Source organism: Noviherbaspirillum sp. (assembly GCF_035944575.1).
In the GTDB taxonomy this organism is placed as follows: Bacteria; Pseudomonadota; Gammaproteobacteria; order Burkholderiales; family Burkholderiaceae_D; genus Noviherbaspirillum.
Genome location: NZ_DASZBA010000236.1, coordinates 1 through 15698 on the forward strand (window position 1 = coordinate 1; position 15698 = coordinate 15698).

The 15698-nt window shown below is 56.2% G+C and carries 16 protein-coding genes; 3 read left to right on the plus strand and 13 right to left on the minus strand.

Going from position 1 to position 15698, the window contains the following annotated elements; translation table 11 throughout:
* The 3 genes from pilW to ndk form a co-directional block, all read right to left on the minus strand.
* Positions 1-653, minus strand: a 653-nt coding sequence (gene pilW / locus VGU61_RS18920) for a type IV pilus biogenesis/stability protein PilW (RefSeq protein WP_326860818.1), incomplete at its 3' end; no start/stop codon positions are given.
* Positions 650-1819, minus strand: a complete 1170-nt coding sequence (gene rlmN, locus VGU61_RS18925; protein ID WP_326860848.1) for a 23S rRNA (adenine(2503)-C(2))-methyltransferase RlmN — start codon at positions 1817-1819, stop codon at positions 650-652. The genes rlmN and pilW, both read right to left, overlap by 4 nt.
* A gap of 58 nt (positions 1820-1877) precedes the next feature.
* On the minus strand, positions 1878-2303 hold the full coding sequence (gene ndk, locus VGU61_RS18930) for a nucleoside-diphosphate kinase (protein WP_326860819.1): 426 nt from the start codon (positions 2301-2303) through the stop codon (positions 1878-1880).
* A 217-nt stretch (positions 2304-2520) separates the two neighbouring features.
* Between ndk and VGU61_RS18935 the strand changes: the two genes are divergently transcribed.
* On the plus strand, positions 2521-3213 hold the full coding sequence (locus VGU61_RS18935) for a Bax inhibitor-1/YccA family protein (RefSeq protein ID WP_326860849.1): 693 nt from the start codon (positions 2521-2523) through the stop codon (positions 3211-3213).
* Between the two features lie 80 nt (positions 3214-3293).
* Here VGU61_RS18935 and rlmD read toward each other — a convergent pair whose 3' ends face one another.
* The 6 genes from rlmD to surE form a co-directional block, all read right to left on the minus strand.
* Positions 3294-4652, minus strand: a complete 1359-nt coding sequence (gene rlmD / locus VGU61_RS18940; RefSeq protein ID WP_326860820.1) for a 23S rRNA (uracil(1939)-C(5))-methyltransferase RlmD — start codon at positions 4650-4652, stop codon at positions 3294-3296.
* Positions 4653-4731: 79 nt separating this feature from the next.
* The gene (locus tag VGU61_RS18945) at positions 4732-5505 is read right to left on the minus strand and encodes a 3'-5' exonuclease (RefSeq protein WP_326860821.1); all 774 of its coding nucleotides are present in this window, start codon (positions 5503-5505) and stop codon (positions 4732-4734) included.
* The gene (gene rpoS, locus VGU61_RS18950; RefSeq protein ID WP_326860823.1) at positions 5502-6533 is read right to left on the minus strand and encodes an RNA polymerase sigma factor RpoS; all 1032 of its coding nucleotides are present in this window, start codon (positions 6531-6533) and stop codon (positions 5502-5504) included. The genes VGU61_RS18945 and rpoS overlap by 4 nt, the downstream gene beginning before the upstream one ends.
* Positions 6534-7517, minus strand: coding sequence for a peptidoglycan DD-metalloendopeptidase family protein (locus VGU61_RS18955; RefSeq protein WP_326860824.1), 984 nt, complete (start codon positions 7515-7517; stop codon positions 6534-6536). It abuts the gene before it with no gap.
* A gap of 58 nt (positions 7518-7575) precedes the next feature.
* Entirely contained in the window at positions 7576-8463 is an 888-nt protein-coding gene (locus VGU61_RS18960) for a protein-L-isoaspartate(D-aspartate) O-methyltransferase (protein WP_326860825.1), read from the minus strand.
* Positions 8460-9197, minus strand: coding sequence for a 5'/3'-nucleotidase SurE (gene surE / locus VGU61_RS18965; RefSeq protein WP_326860826.1), 738 nt, complete (start codon positions 9195-9197; stop codon positions 8460-8462). Before surE ends, VGU61_RS18960 begins: the two co-directional genes overlap by 4 nt.
* A 109-nt stretch (positions 9198-9306) precedes the next feature.
* On the opposite strand from surE, the gene VGU61_RS18970 reads away from it, so the two are divergent.
* On the plus strand, positions 9307-10287 hold the full coding sequence (locus VGU61_RS18970; RefSeq protein WP_326860827.1) for an NADPH:quinone oxidoreductase family protein: 981 nt from the start codon (positions 9307-9309) through the stop codon (positions 10285-10287).
* Positions 10288-10334: 47 nt separating this feature from the next.
* Here VGU61_RS18970 and VGU61_RS18975 read toward each other — a convergent pair whose 3' ends face one another.
* Positions 10335-12359: an ATP-dependent DNA helicase gene (locus VGU61_RS18975; protein WP_414691664.1), complete on the minus strand. Its 2025-nt coding sequence runs from the start codon at positions 12357-12359 to the stop codon at positions 10335-10337.
* 43 nt (positions 12360-12402) lie between these two features.
* Entirely contained in the window at positions 12403-12603 is a 201-nt protein-coding gene (locus VGU61_RS18980) for a YdcH family protein (RefSeq protein ID WP_326860828.1), read from the minus strand.
* A gap of 270 nt (positions 12604-12873) precedes the next feature.
* Here VGU61_RS18980 and VGU61_RS18985 point away from each other — a divergent pair, with 270 nt between their 5' ends.
* Positions 12874-13680 carry a PP2C family protein-serine/threonine phosphatase gene (locus VGU61_RS18985; RefSeq protein WP_326860829.1) on the plus strand — a complete coding sequence of 269 codons (807 nt, stop codon included), beginning with the start codon at positions 12874-12876 and terminating at the stop codon, positions 13678-13680.
* A 34-nt stretch (positions 13681-13714) separates the two neighbouring features.
* Here the strand turns inward: VGU61_RS18985 and VGU61_RS18990 are convergent, their stop codons facing one another.
* The gene (locus VGU61_RS18990) at positions 13715-14416 is read right to left on the minus strand and encodes a hypothetical protein (RefSeq protein ID WP_326860830.1); all 702 of its coding nucleotides are present in this window, start codon (positions 14414-14416) and stop codon (positions 13715-13717) included.
* 60 nt (positions 14417-14476) lie between these two features.
* Complete coding sequence (gene zapE, locus VGU61_RS18995; RefSeq protein ID WP_326860831.1) at positions 14477-15574, minus strand: cell division protein ZapE; 1098 nt, start codon at positions 15572-15574, stop codon at positions 14477-14479.
* Between the last annotated feature and the right edge of the window lie 124 nt (positions 15575-15698).

A 15698-nucleotide genomic window follows, 5' to 3' on the forward strand; every position in this document is an offset into this window, starting at 1 on the left:
GCCGTCATGATGTCCGCCTTCATGACCCGGCCGATGTAAAAACGGGCGCGCTCGTAGTCTTTCTTGTCGTAATGCAGTTTTGCGAGGTGGGCATTCGTCAATGGATTGCCCGGCTCGAACTGGAACGCCCTGATGAAATACCGCTCGGCAGCCGCCAGGTCCTTGACCTTGACGCTGCAAACGCCGGCGTTGTTGAGCGCTTTTGCCGGGGATTGGTAGGTACGATTATTGAGCGCAGACTCGAAATAACTCATCGCCTGCCGCTCACGTCCGGTCTGGCAAAGGAACCAACCGTAGTTGTTTGTGAGGTCGGGATTGGACGGAGCGAGTTTGATTGATTGAAGGAAATTGTCTTCCGCCAAGCGATTCTCGCCCATGTCCATGTAAATCAGGCCACGTACGCTGTACGCATCTGCCAGATTTGGGTCTGCCTGCAATGCCCGCTTGATTTCATCCAGAGCGACGTTCATTTGTCGCTGTTCATAGTAACCAATGGCCAGTTGCAGTCGTATGCGGGCACGCTTTTGATCTTCGCTCTGATCCGAACTCGTTTTGAGTTCCTCGTTCAACTCCATGGGACCCGAGGCGCAGCCAGCAAGCAGCGCGGTCGCCGCGAGCGCGGCTACAAAAGCGCCTTGCCACTTTGCGATCACGACCGCACCTCGACGATACGACCGAAATTCGCGCCAAATTTTTTCTGGTACTCCGCCATTTTCTGCATCCGCTCCTGCACGCGGGTCCGATCCTGGACCTCACCAGCCAACTGGCCACATGCCGCATCAATGTCATCGCCACGAGTCTTGCGGATCGTGGTGACGATGCCGGCATCCATCAACACCTGTGCAAATGCCTTGATGCGCGCATTATTGGAGCGGGTCAGACCTGACTCGGGGAACGGGTTGAATGGAATCAGGTTGAACTTGCAAGGCACGGGATTGGCACGATTCTGCACCAGGGCCACCAGTTCACGCGCATGAACGTCGCTGTCATTGACCCCATCCAGCATGCAATACTCGAACGTAATGAAGTCGCGCGGCGCAAATTCCAAATAGCGCTTGCATGCCGCCATCAGCTCAGCCAATGGATATTTCTTGTTCAACGGGACTAGACCATCCCTCAAGCTGTCGTTTGAAGCGTGCAAGGATACCGCCAGCGCGACGGCACATTCGTGCGCAAGCTTGTCGATCATCGGCACCACACCGCTCGTCGACAGGGTGACGCGGCGACGCGACAAGCCATAAGCGTTGTCATCCAGCATGAGCTTCATCGCGGTGACCGTCGGTTCGAAATTCAGCAGCGGCTCACCCATGCCCATCATCACGACATTGGTGATCTGCCGTTCACCTTTCGGGCCCGGCTCAATGCCTTTTGTTTTACGCAGTTCGAACTCGGCCATCCATAGCTGGCCGATAATTTCGCCGACGGACAGATTGCGGTTGAAACCCTGCTTGCCTGTCGAGCAGAAACGGCAATTCACGGCGCAGCCAGCCTGGGTGGATATGCAAAGGGTGCCACGGTTTTCTTCAGGGATGAACACGGTCTCGACCGCATTCCCCTGCCCCACATCCAGCAGCCACTTCCTCGTACCGTCAGCTGAGGTGTGGTCGCTGATGACGGACGGCGCACCAACGAACGCACGCGATTTCAGCTTCTCCCGCAGCGACTTCGCCAAATCCGTCATTGCGTCGAAATCGCTAGCGCCAAACTGGTGAATCCAGCGCTGCAATTGCTTGGCACGGAATGGTTTCTCGCCCAACTCGGCGCAATAGGCAACGAGTTGTGCAGGGTCCAGATCGAGCAGGTTAGTAAGGTCCGTCATGGGAATTGAATTAGCTACGTTCGCGTCGATCAGCATCTTGACGCGAACGGGTTTTATATTACCGAGAGAAAACGTTCAGTGCCGGGAAAAAGTAGGCAATTTCCACTTGCGCAGTTTCAGCAGCATCGGAACCATGCACGGCATTGGCATCGATGGAATCCGCGAAATCCGCACGAATTGTGCCTTTGTCGGCCTTCTTCGGATCTGTGGCCCCCATCAGTTCACGATTCTTGGCAATCGCGCCTTCACCCTCGAGCACTTGCACCATGACGGGACCCGAAATCATGAAATCGACCAGGTCCTTGAAGAACGGACGCTCGCGGTGTACGGCATAGAAGCCTTCTGCTTCCGCACGAGACAATTGCGCCATACGAGCGGCGACGATTTTCAGGCCAGCGTTTTCAAAGCGGGTATAAATCTGACCGATTACGTTTTTTGCGACTGCGTCCGGTTTGATAATCGACAGGGTGCGTTCGATTGCCATCTGTAAAAACTCCAATAAAAAGAAAGGGTTAAGAATATTAAATACGAAATCAACCAACCTTAGATTTTAGCATGAAACCCCTGTCCACCCCCTTATTTGCGGGGCATGGCCCTTGCAAAATAAAGAACTTCGCGCCGGTCCGGGAATCTTATTTAACATCTGCCATGCATGGTATGCTACTTCACGCTGTCACTTTTGCAATGTAACCGGAGGCAATATGGAACATCATCTTCAACATAGTTACAGTCCGACCGGCGAGGCTTTGGCGGTACGGAACCGCGTCTTGCGCAATACCTACTGGCTGCTTGCGATTTCCATGATTCCAACGGTGCTGGGAGCATGGGTTGGCGTTCAGTTCAATTTTTCGTTCTTTTCGGGAAGCCCGCTAATCGGGTTTATGCTGTTTCTGGCAATTGCATTCGGCTTCTTTTATGCGATCGAAAGAACCAAGAATTCCGGCCTGGGGGTTGCCATCCTTCTTGGCTTCACCTTTTTCATGGGGCTGATGCTGTCCCGGCTGATAGGTTATACACTCGGTTTTTCAAACGGCCCATCACTCATCATGACGGCATTCGGTGGCACTGCAAGCATTTTTGCCGTCATGGCCACCATCGCAACTGTATCCAAGCGTGATTTCTCCGGCCTGGGCAAATGGCTGTTCGTCGGCGTGCTGGTACTGATTGTCGCTGCGGTTGCCAATATCTTCCTGCAGATTCCGGCACTTTATCTGGCGATTTCGGTGATTGCGATTGCCATTTTTTCTGCGTACATTCTGTATGACGTACAAAGGATCATCAACGGTGGAGAAACCAATTACATCTCCGCCACGCTGGCGATCTATCTGGATGTCTACAATATTTTCACCAACCTGCTCGCACTGCTTGGCATCGCTGGCGGTGAACGCGATTGATGGTAACCAATAGGTTCCACCATTAAGGGAACTCAGAGGTAAATTGAAGCCGGCCAGATGGTCGGCTTTTTCTTTTTCCATTACGCCTCGTGCTGCGCCTCCGGCAAATCAAACACCGCCATCGACTCTACGTGCGCCGTGTGCGGAAACATGTTGACCACCCCTGCCTGCTTCAGAACATAACCTCCCTGATGCACGAGCAGACCTGCATCGCGCGCGAGGGTCGATGGATTGCAGGACACATAAACAATTCGCGACGGCTTGAAATCTGGATGACTTTCACCAAGCCCGACAATGGACTGACAAACGGCAATCGCCCCCTCCCGAGGTGGATCAATCAGCATCCGATCGAATTTGCCCAGTGCAAGCAGGTCCTCGGTGGTCGCTTCAAACAAGTTGCGACAATAAAACGTGGTTTTATCGGCCAGGCCGTTTGCCGTCGCGTTGTCAAGCGCCCGCTGATTCAGCGTCGCACTACCCTCGATACCGACGACTTCCCGCGCCTGGGTGGCGATGGGCAAGGTGAAGTTACCTAATCCGCAAAACAAGTCTGCGACGCGATCGTTTGGCTGAATATCAAGCAGCCGGAGCGCGCGGGCGACAAGAACCCGGTTGATGTGATGATTTACCTGGGTGAAGTCAGTTGGCTTGAACGGCATTTTGACGCCGAATTCAGGTAACACATAATGCAGCTGGACATCGGTTGGATAAAACGGGTACACCGTGTCCGGCCCCTTAGGCTGCAACCACCACTGGACCCGGTATTGGTCTGCAAAGGCCTTTAGTTTGCTTTCATCATCCTGAGTCAATGGCGCCATATTGCGCATGACAAGCGCAGTAACATCTTCGCCTACTGCAAGTTCGATCTGCGGCATTTGCTCGAAAATTGACAAAGATTCAATCAGCCGACGAAGCGGCACAAGCATTGCCGACACATGCGGAGGCAGAATATCGCAACTATCCATGTCGGCCACATAAGACGATTTTCGCTCGTGGAATCCTACGAGCACGCCGCCTTTTTTCTTGACGTTCCTTGCCGACAGCCTGGCCCGGTAACGATAACCCCATACCGGCCCATAGATTGGCCTCAACATGGTTTCTGCGCGCACCTTCGCCAAATGCCAGAGGTTATCCTCAAGCACGCGCTGCTTGATGGCAACCTGCGCCGCAGGGTCCAGATGCTGCATGGCACAACCACCGCAGGTGCCGAAATGGATGCATTTCGGCTCGACGCGCATTGCCGACTCTTTATGCAGCTCGGTAAGTGTCGCCGCCTCCCATTTCGGCTTCCGCCGAAAGGATTGAAAGCCTACCCGTTCGCCGGGCAAGGCGCCTTCAACGAATATGACCTTACCGGGTGTGCCGTCTTCGTTTTTCAGATGGCCGACGCCGCGGCCTTCCATGTCTAGGGATTCGATATCGATGAGATTGTGCTGCATTGCGGTTGAAAGGACATGCCAGGAAAAGGCGTCCAGTCCAAAAATAAAGGATTTTTAAAGAAGGCGCGAAATGGGCAATTCAGCGCCACGCCGAAAGATACTCTCTCCAGTGTGCTCCGTCGAGCACCGAGAGCGCCTTCCGGACGAGTGATACTTCTTCCTCGTATTCAGCCAGAGTGACGATGCCTCGCATCAGTTGGAAGCGGCAGTAGACCAGATAAGTATTGACGACATCTGTTTCGCAATAGTCACGGATTTCCTTCAGACGGCCCTCCTGGAACAAGTTCCAGACTTGCGATCCATCGACCCCCATCTTGCCTGGAAAACCGCACAGTTTAGCCAGATCATCCAGCGGCGCATTCGCCCGGCCGGTATATAGTGCCAGAAGATCCATCAGGTCCATATGCCGGGTATGGTAACGACTGAGGTAATTGTTCCACTTGAAGTCACGATCTTCGTCGCCCATTTCCCAATACCGGGAAGCGGCGACGCCGCTGATCATTGCGCGATAGTGGAGCACTGGAAGATCGAATCCACCACCGTTCCAGGAGATCAGTTGAGGGGTGTACTTATCGATAACCCGGAAAAAATCCTGGATAAGCTTGGGCTCGGCGTCGTCAAGCGAGCCGAGCGACTTTACGCGAAAACCGTCATCGTCCCGGAAAACACAGGATATGGCGGCGACTTTATGTAAATGATGTTGCAGAAAATCGGACCCGGTCTTTTCACGCCGTGCGGCGAACGCGGACGCGGCGACCTCGGCATCGGTCATCGACGCAGGATGATCATGAAGCACGCGCAAGCCACGCACATCGGGAATCGTCTCGATGTCAAATACCAGAACCGGGATCACAACAACGCATCCTTGCCAACGCCGCGTGCGGTCAGCGCCCGCTTAAGTTTGGCCAATGCCTCCTGCTGGATCTGGCGCACTCGTTCCCGCGTAACACTCATTTCCGATGCCAATTCCTCCAGCGTTGCCGGGTCGTCGTTATCCAGACCAAAACGCCGGACAATAACGATGCGCTGCTTGTCCGGCAGTTTCTTGAGCCAATCGCGCACCAAAACAGTCATTTCGTGATGCTCGGCACGAGAATCCGGGCCGTCGGCAGAATCGCCCGGCAGCATGTCCATCAGGCTGGCCTGGGGGTCATTGTCGAGCGGCGCGTCAAGCGAGGTGGCATGTTCGGACAAGGCCAGGATGTCCTGCACGTCTTCCACAGCGCGATCCACCAGATGCGCAATATCCTCGGCGCTTGCATCCTTGCCGTCGTGATGCTGTGCTTCCAGGTGATATTTCGCGCGAAGAATCTGGTTCAGTTCCCGGACCATATGCACGGGCAGTCGGACGGTGCGCGCCTGGTTCATGATTGCGCGTTCGATGCTTTGGCGAATCCACCAGGTTGCATAAGTGGAAAAGCGGAAACCGCGCTCCGGTTCGAATTTATCGATAGCCCGCATCAAGCCGAGATTGCCTTCCTCGATCAAGTCCAGCAGCACGACACCTCGATTGATGTAATGCTTGGCAATGGAGACGACCAGTCGCAGGTTGTGCTCGATCATCTTTTGTCGAGCCTCAAAATTACCTTGCTTGGCGAGCGTCGCGTAGTGGACTTCCTCGGCAACGGTCAGTAGAGGCCGGGCACCGATCTGATTCAGATAGTGCTGCGTGGTGTCGGTCGACAGTTCCGCTGCCAGCACTGTCTTCAACTCTTCTACCGGATCGGCTGCGACGGGACTTTCTCCGTCAACGCGATCAACCCCTTCAATACCTTCCGGCGACAGGCTTTCGCCGTCATCGCCGCTTCCGAATGATCCGTCGTCCGCCGGATCATTCGATGGTGCGTCGTAGTCTAGCGGATCATGCGGGTTGCGTGTCATTTAGCGGGTCGGCAAAAATTTCGAAGGGTCGACGGGCTTACCTTGCTGGCGAATTTCGAAGTGAAGCTTGACGGCATCGGAATCGGAATTTCCCATCTCGGCAATCTTTTGGCCTTTGTTAACAGTTTGATCTTCTTTTACGAAGATGGTTTTGTTGTGTGCGTAGGCCGAAAGCAGATTGTTGGTGTGTTTCAAGATCACGAGGTTCCCGTAGCCGCGAATACCGCTACCAGCATACAGGACCTTTCCTGCTCCTGCCGCGTACACCGGCTGACCGAGCTTGCCGGCAATGTCGATGCCCTTCTTGCCCGCACTAAAGCTTGTGATTACCTTGCCTTCCGCCGGCCACACCCACGAAACCGCATCGTCGTCAGGATTCGCGCCATTCGCCACCTCAGGCGGCTTTTCTGCCGGACGCGCATCCGATATTTTTGGCGGCTCCGGCTTGGACGGAACGGACGGCACGGAAGCGACCTGATTTGCGCCCGGGACAGGCGCATCCGGCTTCTGCATTTCAGCCAGCGTGCCTTCAGAATATGGGCGCTTTTCGCCGCGTGGTCCGGCTTTCTGGGTGGCCGATGAATTGGCCCCTCCCAATGGCCTTGCGTCCACGCCCGGGTTCGCCGCGACACTGCCGGTCTGCGATGCCGAGCCGCCTTCCGGCGGCAGCACGCGCAGTACCTGGTCGACCTTGATGTCATTGGGATTGGCGAGATCGTTCCACGCCACCAGGTCGCGATAATTCTGACCAAACTCCAGTGCAATTTGCAGGAGCGTATCGCCCCGCTTTACGGTGTAAAAGCCACGACTATCGACCTGCTTCGGCGGCACGGGGGCAGGCACAGGCGCGACCGCGGATTTCGGCGGCTCCGGCGGCTTGGCTGGCGCAGGCCGCTCTACCACTGGGGCGGAACGGGGGGCGATGCCGCACGATGCAACAAGGAGAGGCAATATCGCGAGGAATACAACGCGTATGTTTATCATTCTCATACAATCAATTACTGTGCTGCGCAGTCGTTAGGGGTATTCGTTGATAATGGAATCAGACTATGCCCGGACGCAGGGGGACGAAATGGCACGCTTCTAGCGTCGTATTAGTCCATTCGAATTTGCCTATCCGTTCGATCAACTGCAATACCTGGTGGCGGTCCCCGACGGGCGCCACCAGCCGGCCGCCGATACAGAGCTGCTCCAGCAATGCCGGCGGCACTTCCAGGCCAGCCGCTGCCAAAATGATACCGTCGAACGGCGCGGCTTGCGGGAGACCAAGCATACCATCTCCATAATGCAAGCGGATATTGGCAATCCGCAGAGGGCGCAGATTGGACTTCGCCAGTTCATGTAACGGCTTGATTCGTTCAATTGAATACACTTCCTTGGCGACCAAGGACAGAACGGCAGCCTGATAACCGCATCCGGTCCCGATTTCAAGGACGCGGTCGAGCTTCCCGGCATTGGCGTTATCCCGCATGACCTCTATCATCCGGGCAACGATGTAGGGCTGCGAAATCGTCTGGTGATGGCCGATCGGCAGAGATGCGTCGATGTAAGCCTGGCTGGACAACCCCTGCTCGATGAACATGTGACGAGGTACGGTCTGCATCGCAGCCAGTACCTTTGCATCCCTCACCCCCTGCTTGGCGATGCGGGCGGCCATGGCATGGCGGACGGATTCGGATGCACGGGATACATCCTGCCTGATCGACGATTGAGCGGATGCCGAACCGGTTTTCGGCAGAGCGCGGCCGGGAATGTCGGCAAGCGCGGCGGTACGAGCCTGATTGTGCTGCTGATTCAGGGCGGCATTTCTCGTGGCGGTTTGCGGCGTTGCGACCTTGATTACGGACGACGGCTGCGCACGACTCGCTCTCGACGGACTGTCGACAACCGATGCCAGTGGCAGCGGAAACCGTTTGTCCTTTTCGCTCACAGCAAGCACTCCTTGAGTGCATCGAGCTGTTCGGCATGCGTCAAATCTATCCGCAGCGGCGTAATCGAAACAAAACCGTTGGCCACTGCATGGAAATCAGTACCCTCGGCAGCGTCTTTCTCCTTGCCGGCCAGGCCGATCCAGAAAATTTCACGGCCATGCGGATCGAGCATTTTGATCACGGGCTCCGATTGATGTCGTTTGCCCAACCGTGTCGCTTTGATGCCTTTCAATTCGTCATAGGGAAGATTGGGTATATTGACGTTCAACAGGTAGGGCATCGGCAGTTTTGCGAAGTGACGCTCCACGACTTCCCGCGCTATCCTGGCGGCGGAATCCAGATGCGCCCATCCTTTTTCCACCTGAGAAAATGCAATGGCCGGAATCCCGAAAAGAAATCCTTCCGTCGCCGCAGCAACCGTGCCCGAGTACAAGGTATCGTCTCCCATGTTCTGCCCTTGATTGATACCGGAAACGACCAGATCGGGTTTGAAGGAAAGCCCGCCTGTGAGGGCAATGTGCACACAGTCCGACGGCGTGCCGTTGATGAAATAAAAACCGTTCTCGGCCCGGTACACCGATAGTGGGCGATCAAGCGTCAAAGAATTCGAACTTCCCGAACGATTACTGTCAGGCGATACCACGACGATTTCCGCAATCGGCCTGAGCGCATTGGCAAGCGCGACAACGCCCGGGGCGAGATATCCGTCGTCGTTACTAATGAGAATATTCATGCGACGATTTTACCCGATGGAATCTATCGCACTCTGCCATGTGTTGACATTTTTCCGCATAAGCCTAGAATAAAACGATCGTTCTTTTTTACAATTTCAAGGAGACAGCATGAAAGCCATCCTCTGCAAATCTTGGGGACTTCCAGACACGTTAGTTGTAGAGGATTTGCCGGAGGTGACTCCCGGCGCCGGACAGATCGCGATCGATGTGCAAGCCGCCGGCGTCAATTTCCCTGACGTCCTGATCATCCAAAACAAATACCAGTTCAAGCCTGAATTGCCATTCACCCCTGGAAGTGAACTTGCCGGTATCGTGCGCGCTGTCGGCGAAGGAGTAACGCAGCACAAGGTTGGCGACAAGGTGCTCGCGTTCGTCAGCCAGGGCGCATTCGCACAGCAGATCGCAGTACCAGCGCAGGCGGCCATGCCCATGCCACCGGGACTGGACTTCGACACCGCTGCCGCGGTGACGCTTACTTATGGAACGTCACATCATGCGGTCGTGGACCGTGCGCAGTTGAAGGCAGGCGAAACCATGCTGGTGCTGGGCGCGGCTGGCGGTGTCGGGCTTGCGGCAATCGAAATTGGCAAGGCCTTGGGCGCGCGAGTGATTGCCGCAGCGTCGACGGACGAAAAACTGGCTGTCTGCAAGGAGCATGGTGCCGACGATGTCATCAACTACACCACACAGGATCTGCGGGAAGCCATCAAGGCGACAACCGGCGGCAAAGGACCTGACGTGATTTATGACCCGGTTGGAGGCATTTATGCCGAACCCGCCTTCCGGTCCATTGGCTGGCGCGGCCGCTATCTGGTCATCGGCTTTGCCAATGGCGAGATTCCGAAGCTTCCACTTAACCTGACGCTGTTGAAAGGCGCTTCCATCGTCGGCGTATTCTGGGGCGAATTTGCGCGCCGGGAGCCGAAAGCCAATGCTGCCGCCATGCGGGAGTTGATGGGCTGGATGGCTGAAGGCAAAATCAAACCGCACATTTCGGGGCGCTACGCCTTGGCGGATACCGCCCAGGCGCTCAACGACATGGCTGCGCGCAAAGTGACCGGCAAGGTCGTCATTCAGCCGCAGAAGTAACGCTGTCGGATCTGCCTGACTGTCGTTCGCACATACCCGAGCGGTGGTCAGCCCGTTACTTCAGGGGCCAGTTCCGGCTGGACTTCGGGCATGGGTGCGGGCGCAAAGAACGCACGAGCCACCTCGGCGTCACGCGTCCGCTTGAAGGATGGCAGGCTCTGCCAGATGCGCCTGCCGTATGGTTTCGATATCAGGCGCGGGTCGCAGATCATCAGGACGCCGCGGTCGGTTTCATCCCTGATCAACCTGCCGGCCCCCTGTTTCAAATTAATGATCGCTTCCGGTAATTGATGATGGACGAATCCGTTCAAGCCTTTGCGTTCCAATGCTTCGATGCGCGCCGCCAGGACGGGATCGTCGGGCGGAGAGAACGGCAGTTTGTCGATCACCACCAGCGATAACGCTTCGCCGCGCACATCCACCCCCTCCCAAAAACTTTGGCTACCGATCAGTACCGCGTTGCCGGCGGCGCGGAACCGGTCGAGCAATTCCGTGCGGCCCGCTTCGCCCTGCACCATCAACGGGAACGGCAGATTCCGTCGGGCGAACTCTTCCCTCAGCCGCTCCGCAGCGCGATTGACGGCCCGAATCGTGGTGCATAGCAGAAAAGTCCGTCCGCCAGCGGCTTCGATCATCGGTAATGCGGCATCGATCACCGCATCGGTGTAGTCGGGCGAATTTGGTTGAGGAAGCTGCTCTGGCACATAAAGCAGGCCTTGCTGTTCATAATTGAATGGACTGGGCCAGGATCGCGCCGGCTCGTTCCATAGCCCCATCTGCGATGCGTAGTGATTGAAATCGTTTTTTACCGCCAGAGTCGCGGACGTGAAAATCCATGCGCGCGGCGTCCCCTCGCGCTGCTTGCTGAAAACCGGTGCAATCGATAACGGCGTCTGATGCAGATGCAGTGACGAGGAAAATGCCTCGACCCACAAAACGCGCTCCTGCCCCTCCTTCACGCTGTCCGCCGTGTTCCACGCCGCAAGCTTCATTCCAAGCTCGACCGCCCGGGTGCGGCACTGTTCTATGGTTTCGGCACGTTCCGCTTGCGTTTCCAGCGTATCCGACATGTTCTGCAGTTCTTCCTTGAGCGTTTCGAGCGCAGGAAAGAATGGACTGGAGGGCGCGATCTGGCCGACGGCAAGCCTGACGATATCCTGGGGGAAGGCAAGCCGAAGGTCCCGCGCGGCACGCTCCACAGGCAAAACGACTTTGGGCCATTCCGCCCCATCGCGTGCATGCGCGAGACCTTCGGCAAGGACATCCCGGCAAAGTTCGAGTACCTGCGAGGTCGATACCGTCTCGCCGAAAAAAAGCGTCGCGGTTTCCGGCAACTGGTGCGCCTCGTCGAAAATGATGGTGTTGGCGGACGGCAGCAATTCAGCAACGCCGGTATCCTTGAGCGCCACATCGGCGAAGAACAAGTGATGGTTTACCACGACCACTTCGGCCTGCTGCGCTTCCTTGCGCGCTTTCATCACGAAGCAATCCTGGTAATACTGACATTCCGCCCCGAGGCAGGTGTCGCGTGTCGATGTCACCAAATTCCACACCGGCGCCGATTCCGGCACCTTCGATAGCTCCGCCTTATCGCCAGACGACGTCGTCTTCATGAACCGCGAAATCTCCCGGAGATACCCTACGTCGTCACGGGAGGTCAATCGGCCATTTTGCAGGGTTCGCTCCAGGTGGAAATGGCAGACATAGTTTGCCCTGCCCTTAAGCAGCGCAACCGAGACGGGCATGTTGAGAGCCTTGCGCACCGTGGGAATGTCACGCAGATACAGCTGATCCTGCAGATTCTTGGTGCCGGTCGAGATCACGACCTTGCCTCCCCACATAAGGGCGGGAATGAGGTAGGCAAAGGTTTTGCCGGTCCCGGTACCCGCTTCGGCAATGAGCGTGCTGCGCTCCGCAATTGCGTGCGCGATGGCCTTCGCCATTTCGGTCTGCGACCGACGGGGGCGAAACCCGCCGATTGCCATGCTTAGCGGACCGCGTTCGCCAAACAGATGATCAATGTCGTTATCATGCGTGCCGGATACCGGCGTTGGAGCGGATAGGTCGGTCAAAACGGTATGTGGTCAGGGTGAAGCGCGAGGTCAAGCGCGCGTATCAGGCAGGAATGTCCGGCACTAATTGCATCTTGAGTAAAGTAATGTGATCTTTCAACTGCAACTTGCGTTTTTTGAGGCGACGCAATTGCAGTTCGTCTCGATGGATGTCGTGCGTCAGCAAATCGATGACAACGTCCAAGTCGCGATGCTCAACTTCCAGATCGATAATGCGACGGCGGATTTCTTCCGGAAAGGCCATGTTATTTACTCTTTTCTTGCAATCGCTATTTTATTTTAAAAGTCAGCGCCCGTTTTCTGCATCTGCGGTATTGAATTGCCGGTTTGCAACACAAATGATTTTGTGTTCCCGTCGTACAATCTTGCAGTTCGAAACCTGAAAACCCGTCAACTATTGTGTTTATCTTGAAGGGAATTGTTGCCGATTGTAACAATGCATTCCAAGCACTTCCCTTAATGACATCACATACAGTAATTTGTTTCCATCCAGCAGTTTAATCGACCCACACTTATGAGCCAATACAAAATCGAAGCGGGCACCGGGCAGCATATCGGCGACCGTCAGGAACAGCAAGACCGCGCCGCGCTGTTTGCTGCGCCTCGCGCCCCGGGCTACATGATGGCAGTCGTGGCGGATGGAATGGGCGGATTGAGCGGCGGCTCGCTGGCTGCCGAACAGGTGATCAAGACGGCGAAACAGGCTTTTGACACGTTCTCTCCGCTCACGGATGATGTGGACACCTTGTTGTCGACGATCGCGAAGGACGCGCATACCATCATCCGGCTGACCGCGATTTCTGCGGAAAAGGAACCACATAGCACGATGGTCATTCTGGTTGTCACGCCGGAAGGCAGCGCGGTCTGGGCGCATGTCGGCGACTCCCGGCTGTACCGGTTCGACGGACCAAATTGCGCGGAGCGGACGGTCGATCATTCATTCGTTGAAAAGCTGGTACGTGACGGTCGTCTCAGCCGCGAAGAGGCGCAGCATCATCATTTGGCGAATGTATTGGTCAATGCGCTCGGTACCAGCGAAGGCGAACTGGAAGTCACCGTACGCCGCTATAACGGATTGAAGGCAGGCGACTCTTTTCTTCTCTGTACCGACGGGCTCTGGCACTACTTCAGCGATGCAGAGCTTGGGGCCGCGATCGCGATGAATTCACCGCGCCAGGCATCGGAAATGCTGATTGCAAAGGCCCGAGAGCGGGCTGCGGGCACGTCGGCGGACAATTGCACGCTGGCGATCGTCAAACTGGTGAAACCTGCGAAAGAAGCCAAAAACTACACCGTCGGGAAAATTCGGCGAGCAGTGTAGTCAATCAGCAGTATGGCTTGTTTGATGCATTAACCTATTCGACAGGGGCGGGAGCAGGCGTCTGTTTGCCTTGACGCTTCGCTTGCTTTTCCGCCTTCCTCTGGGCTACCTCGCGTTTATGCTCCTCGGCCTCCCTTACCTTTTTTTCATAGGCGGCAATCTGGCGTGATCGATCTTCGCCATGCGTCATTTTGGCTCGCGTCGGGGTTGAAGATCGTTGAACGGCAGCCTCGCCGTCGCCGCGCTTGTCCACGGAATCGACAGACGGCTGCGCAGTGGTTTCCGACGGTGGAATCGCAACGTCGACCAATGCGCCATCAGGGGGCGTCGGCCGATGAATTTCCATTTGCTGAGCGGCGCTCTTCTCCTCCAGCACTTTATCCCGTTCGGCGACACGCGCCTTGCGTTTGAACGCATTCGCCTGAACTTCCACCGCCCTTGCCGCAGACAGCGCAACACGACGACGTTCCGCCGCTTTGTCCCTGCAGGCGTTGGCGAAGAACAGACCGAAGCACGCCTGTTCCTCCGAAATGAACCGCTCCTGTATGCGCGCACGTTCCTGAGATGCCTCCTGCAGCGCACGATCGGCAGCGTCCAGCGACTTGATCGAACCGGATGGATAATTGGCGGCCCATCCGGCTGCCGGTTCGGCCGATTCCGCGCTGTGCACGGCCGTGCTGGCAACGACGCAAAGAACTGCAAGCCCGCAATTGATGTAGCGTTTATAGCGATGCATGGAGCAAAAAACAAAAGAATGAAAACTGAAGGTCATGTCGGATCGGATTTCTTGCCCTTGTCACGAAATCGAGCCGGCAACGTCGCGCCGTTCACTTTGCATGTACTCGGACGACTGCATTTCGATGATGCGTGAGACGGTACGGTGAAATTCGTTCGCTAGTACGCCTTCGGTGTACAACTGGTCCGGCGGCACCTCGGCGGACATCAGCAGCTTGACGCCGTGGTCGTAAAGGACGTCGATCAGCCAGGTAAAGCGACGTGCCTCCGACGACATCGACGCCGACATTCGGGGGACGCCGGACAGGATAATCGTATGGAAGCGGCTGGCCAGCTCAAGATAATCGTTTTGCGAACGCGGACCGCCGCACAGGGTGGCAAAGTCGAACCAGACGACCCCGCCGGCACGCCGCAATGCCTTTATCTCGCGGGCCTCGATGTGAATGCGCGGATCCTCGTCGGCAGTCTCGGCAATGCCGGCGAATGCATCGCGCAATGCCTTGTCGGCCGTCGCGCCGAGCGGCGCATGGTAGGCGGCGACTTGCTGCATTACCCTTTTACGGTAATCCATTCCCGCGTCCACGTTTACCACATCCATCTTTTCCTTGATGAGGTCGATCGTGGGCAGCATGCGATCGCGGTGCAAGCCGTCCGGATACAGCGAATCCGGCACGTAGTTTGACGTCATGATGAATGACACGCCGTGCGCAAATAGGGCCGACAGGAGATTGTAAAGAATCATCGCGTCCGCGATATCGGATACGTGAAATTCGTCGAAGCAGATGAGCCGATATTTTTTGGCGACGCGCCGGGCCACCTCATTCAGCGGGTCGGCAACACCCTTCAATTCATCCAATTCACGATGCACTGCCCGCATGAATTCGTGAAAATGGAGTCTTGTCTTGCGCTGAACGGGAACAACCGAATAAAAACTGTCCATCAGGAACGATTTTCCGCGCCCGACGCCGCCCCACATGTAGACGCCGCGCGGAACTTCCGGCCGGTTGAGCAGCCGCTTGATTCGCGAAGAACGCTGCGCCTTGAACGCAATCCATTCGTCATAGGCTTGCTGAAGACGTTCGACGGCACGCAGCTGCGCTTCATCCGATTGAAATCCGCGCTGCGCCAGCGCATGGTTGTAATACTCCCTGACATTCATATAGTTTTATTCACTCAATCGCGCGGCCGCGTACATCGCGTCCGCTGTTCCCGCTGCGGCATTAAAAATGGGCGAGATTCGCTCGCCCATTTTCGCAGTTTGACGGGGAATTTGCCCGGTCAGC

Excerpts from the sequence above, each read along its gene's own strand:
- rlmD (WP_326860820.1), bottom strand. The coding sequence starts at position 4,652 with ATGCAGCACAATCTCATCGATATCGAATCCCTAGACATGGAAGGCCGC.
- VGU61_RS18955 (WP_326860824.1), bottom strand. The coding sequence starts at position 7,517 with ATGATAAACATACGCGTTGTATTCCTCGCGATATTGCCTCTCCTTGTT.
- VGU61_RS18990 (WP_326860830.1), bottom strand. The coding sequence starts at position 14,416 with ATGCATCGCTATAAACGCTACATCAATTGCGGGCTTGCAGTTCTTTGC.
- VGU61_RS18935 (WP_326860849.1), top strand. The coding sequence starts at position 2,521 with ATGGAACATCATCTTCAACATAGTTACAGTCCGACCGGCGAGGCTTTG.
- VGU61_RS18985 (WP_326860829.1), top strand. The coding sequence starts at position 12,874 with ATGAGCCAATACAAAATCGAAGCGGGCACCGGGCAGCATATCGGCGAC.
- zapE (WP_326860831.1), bottom strand. The coding sequence starts at position 15,574 with ATGAATGTCAGGGAGTATTACAACCATGCGCTGGCGCAGCGCGGATTT.
- ndk (WP_326860819.1), bottom strand. The coding sequence starts at position 2,303 with ATGGCAATCGAACGCACCCTGTCGATTATCAAACCGGACGCAGTCGCA.
- VGU61_RS18980 (WP_326860828.1), bottom strand. The coding sequence starts at position 12,603 with ATGGCCTTTCCGGAAGAAATCCGCCGTCGCATTATCGATCTGGAAGTT.
- rpoS (WP_326860823.1), bottom strand. The coding sequence starts at position 6,533 with ATGACACGCAACCCGCATGATCCGCTAGACTACGACGCACCATCGAAT.
- VGU61_RS18970 (WP_326860827.1), top strand. The coding sequence starts at position 9,307 with ATGAAAGCCATCCTCTGCAAATCTTGGGGACTTCCAGACACGTTAGTT.
- rlmN (WP_326860848.1), bottom strand. The coding sequence starts at position 1,819 with ATGACGGACCTTACTAACCTGCTCGATCTGGACCCTGCACAACTCGTT.
- surE (WP_326860826.1), bottom strand. The coding sequence starts at position 9,197 with ATGAATATTCTCATTAGTAACGACGACGGATATCTCGCCCCGGGCGTT.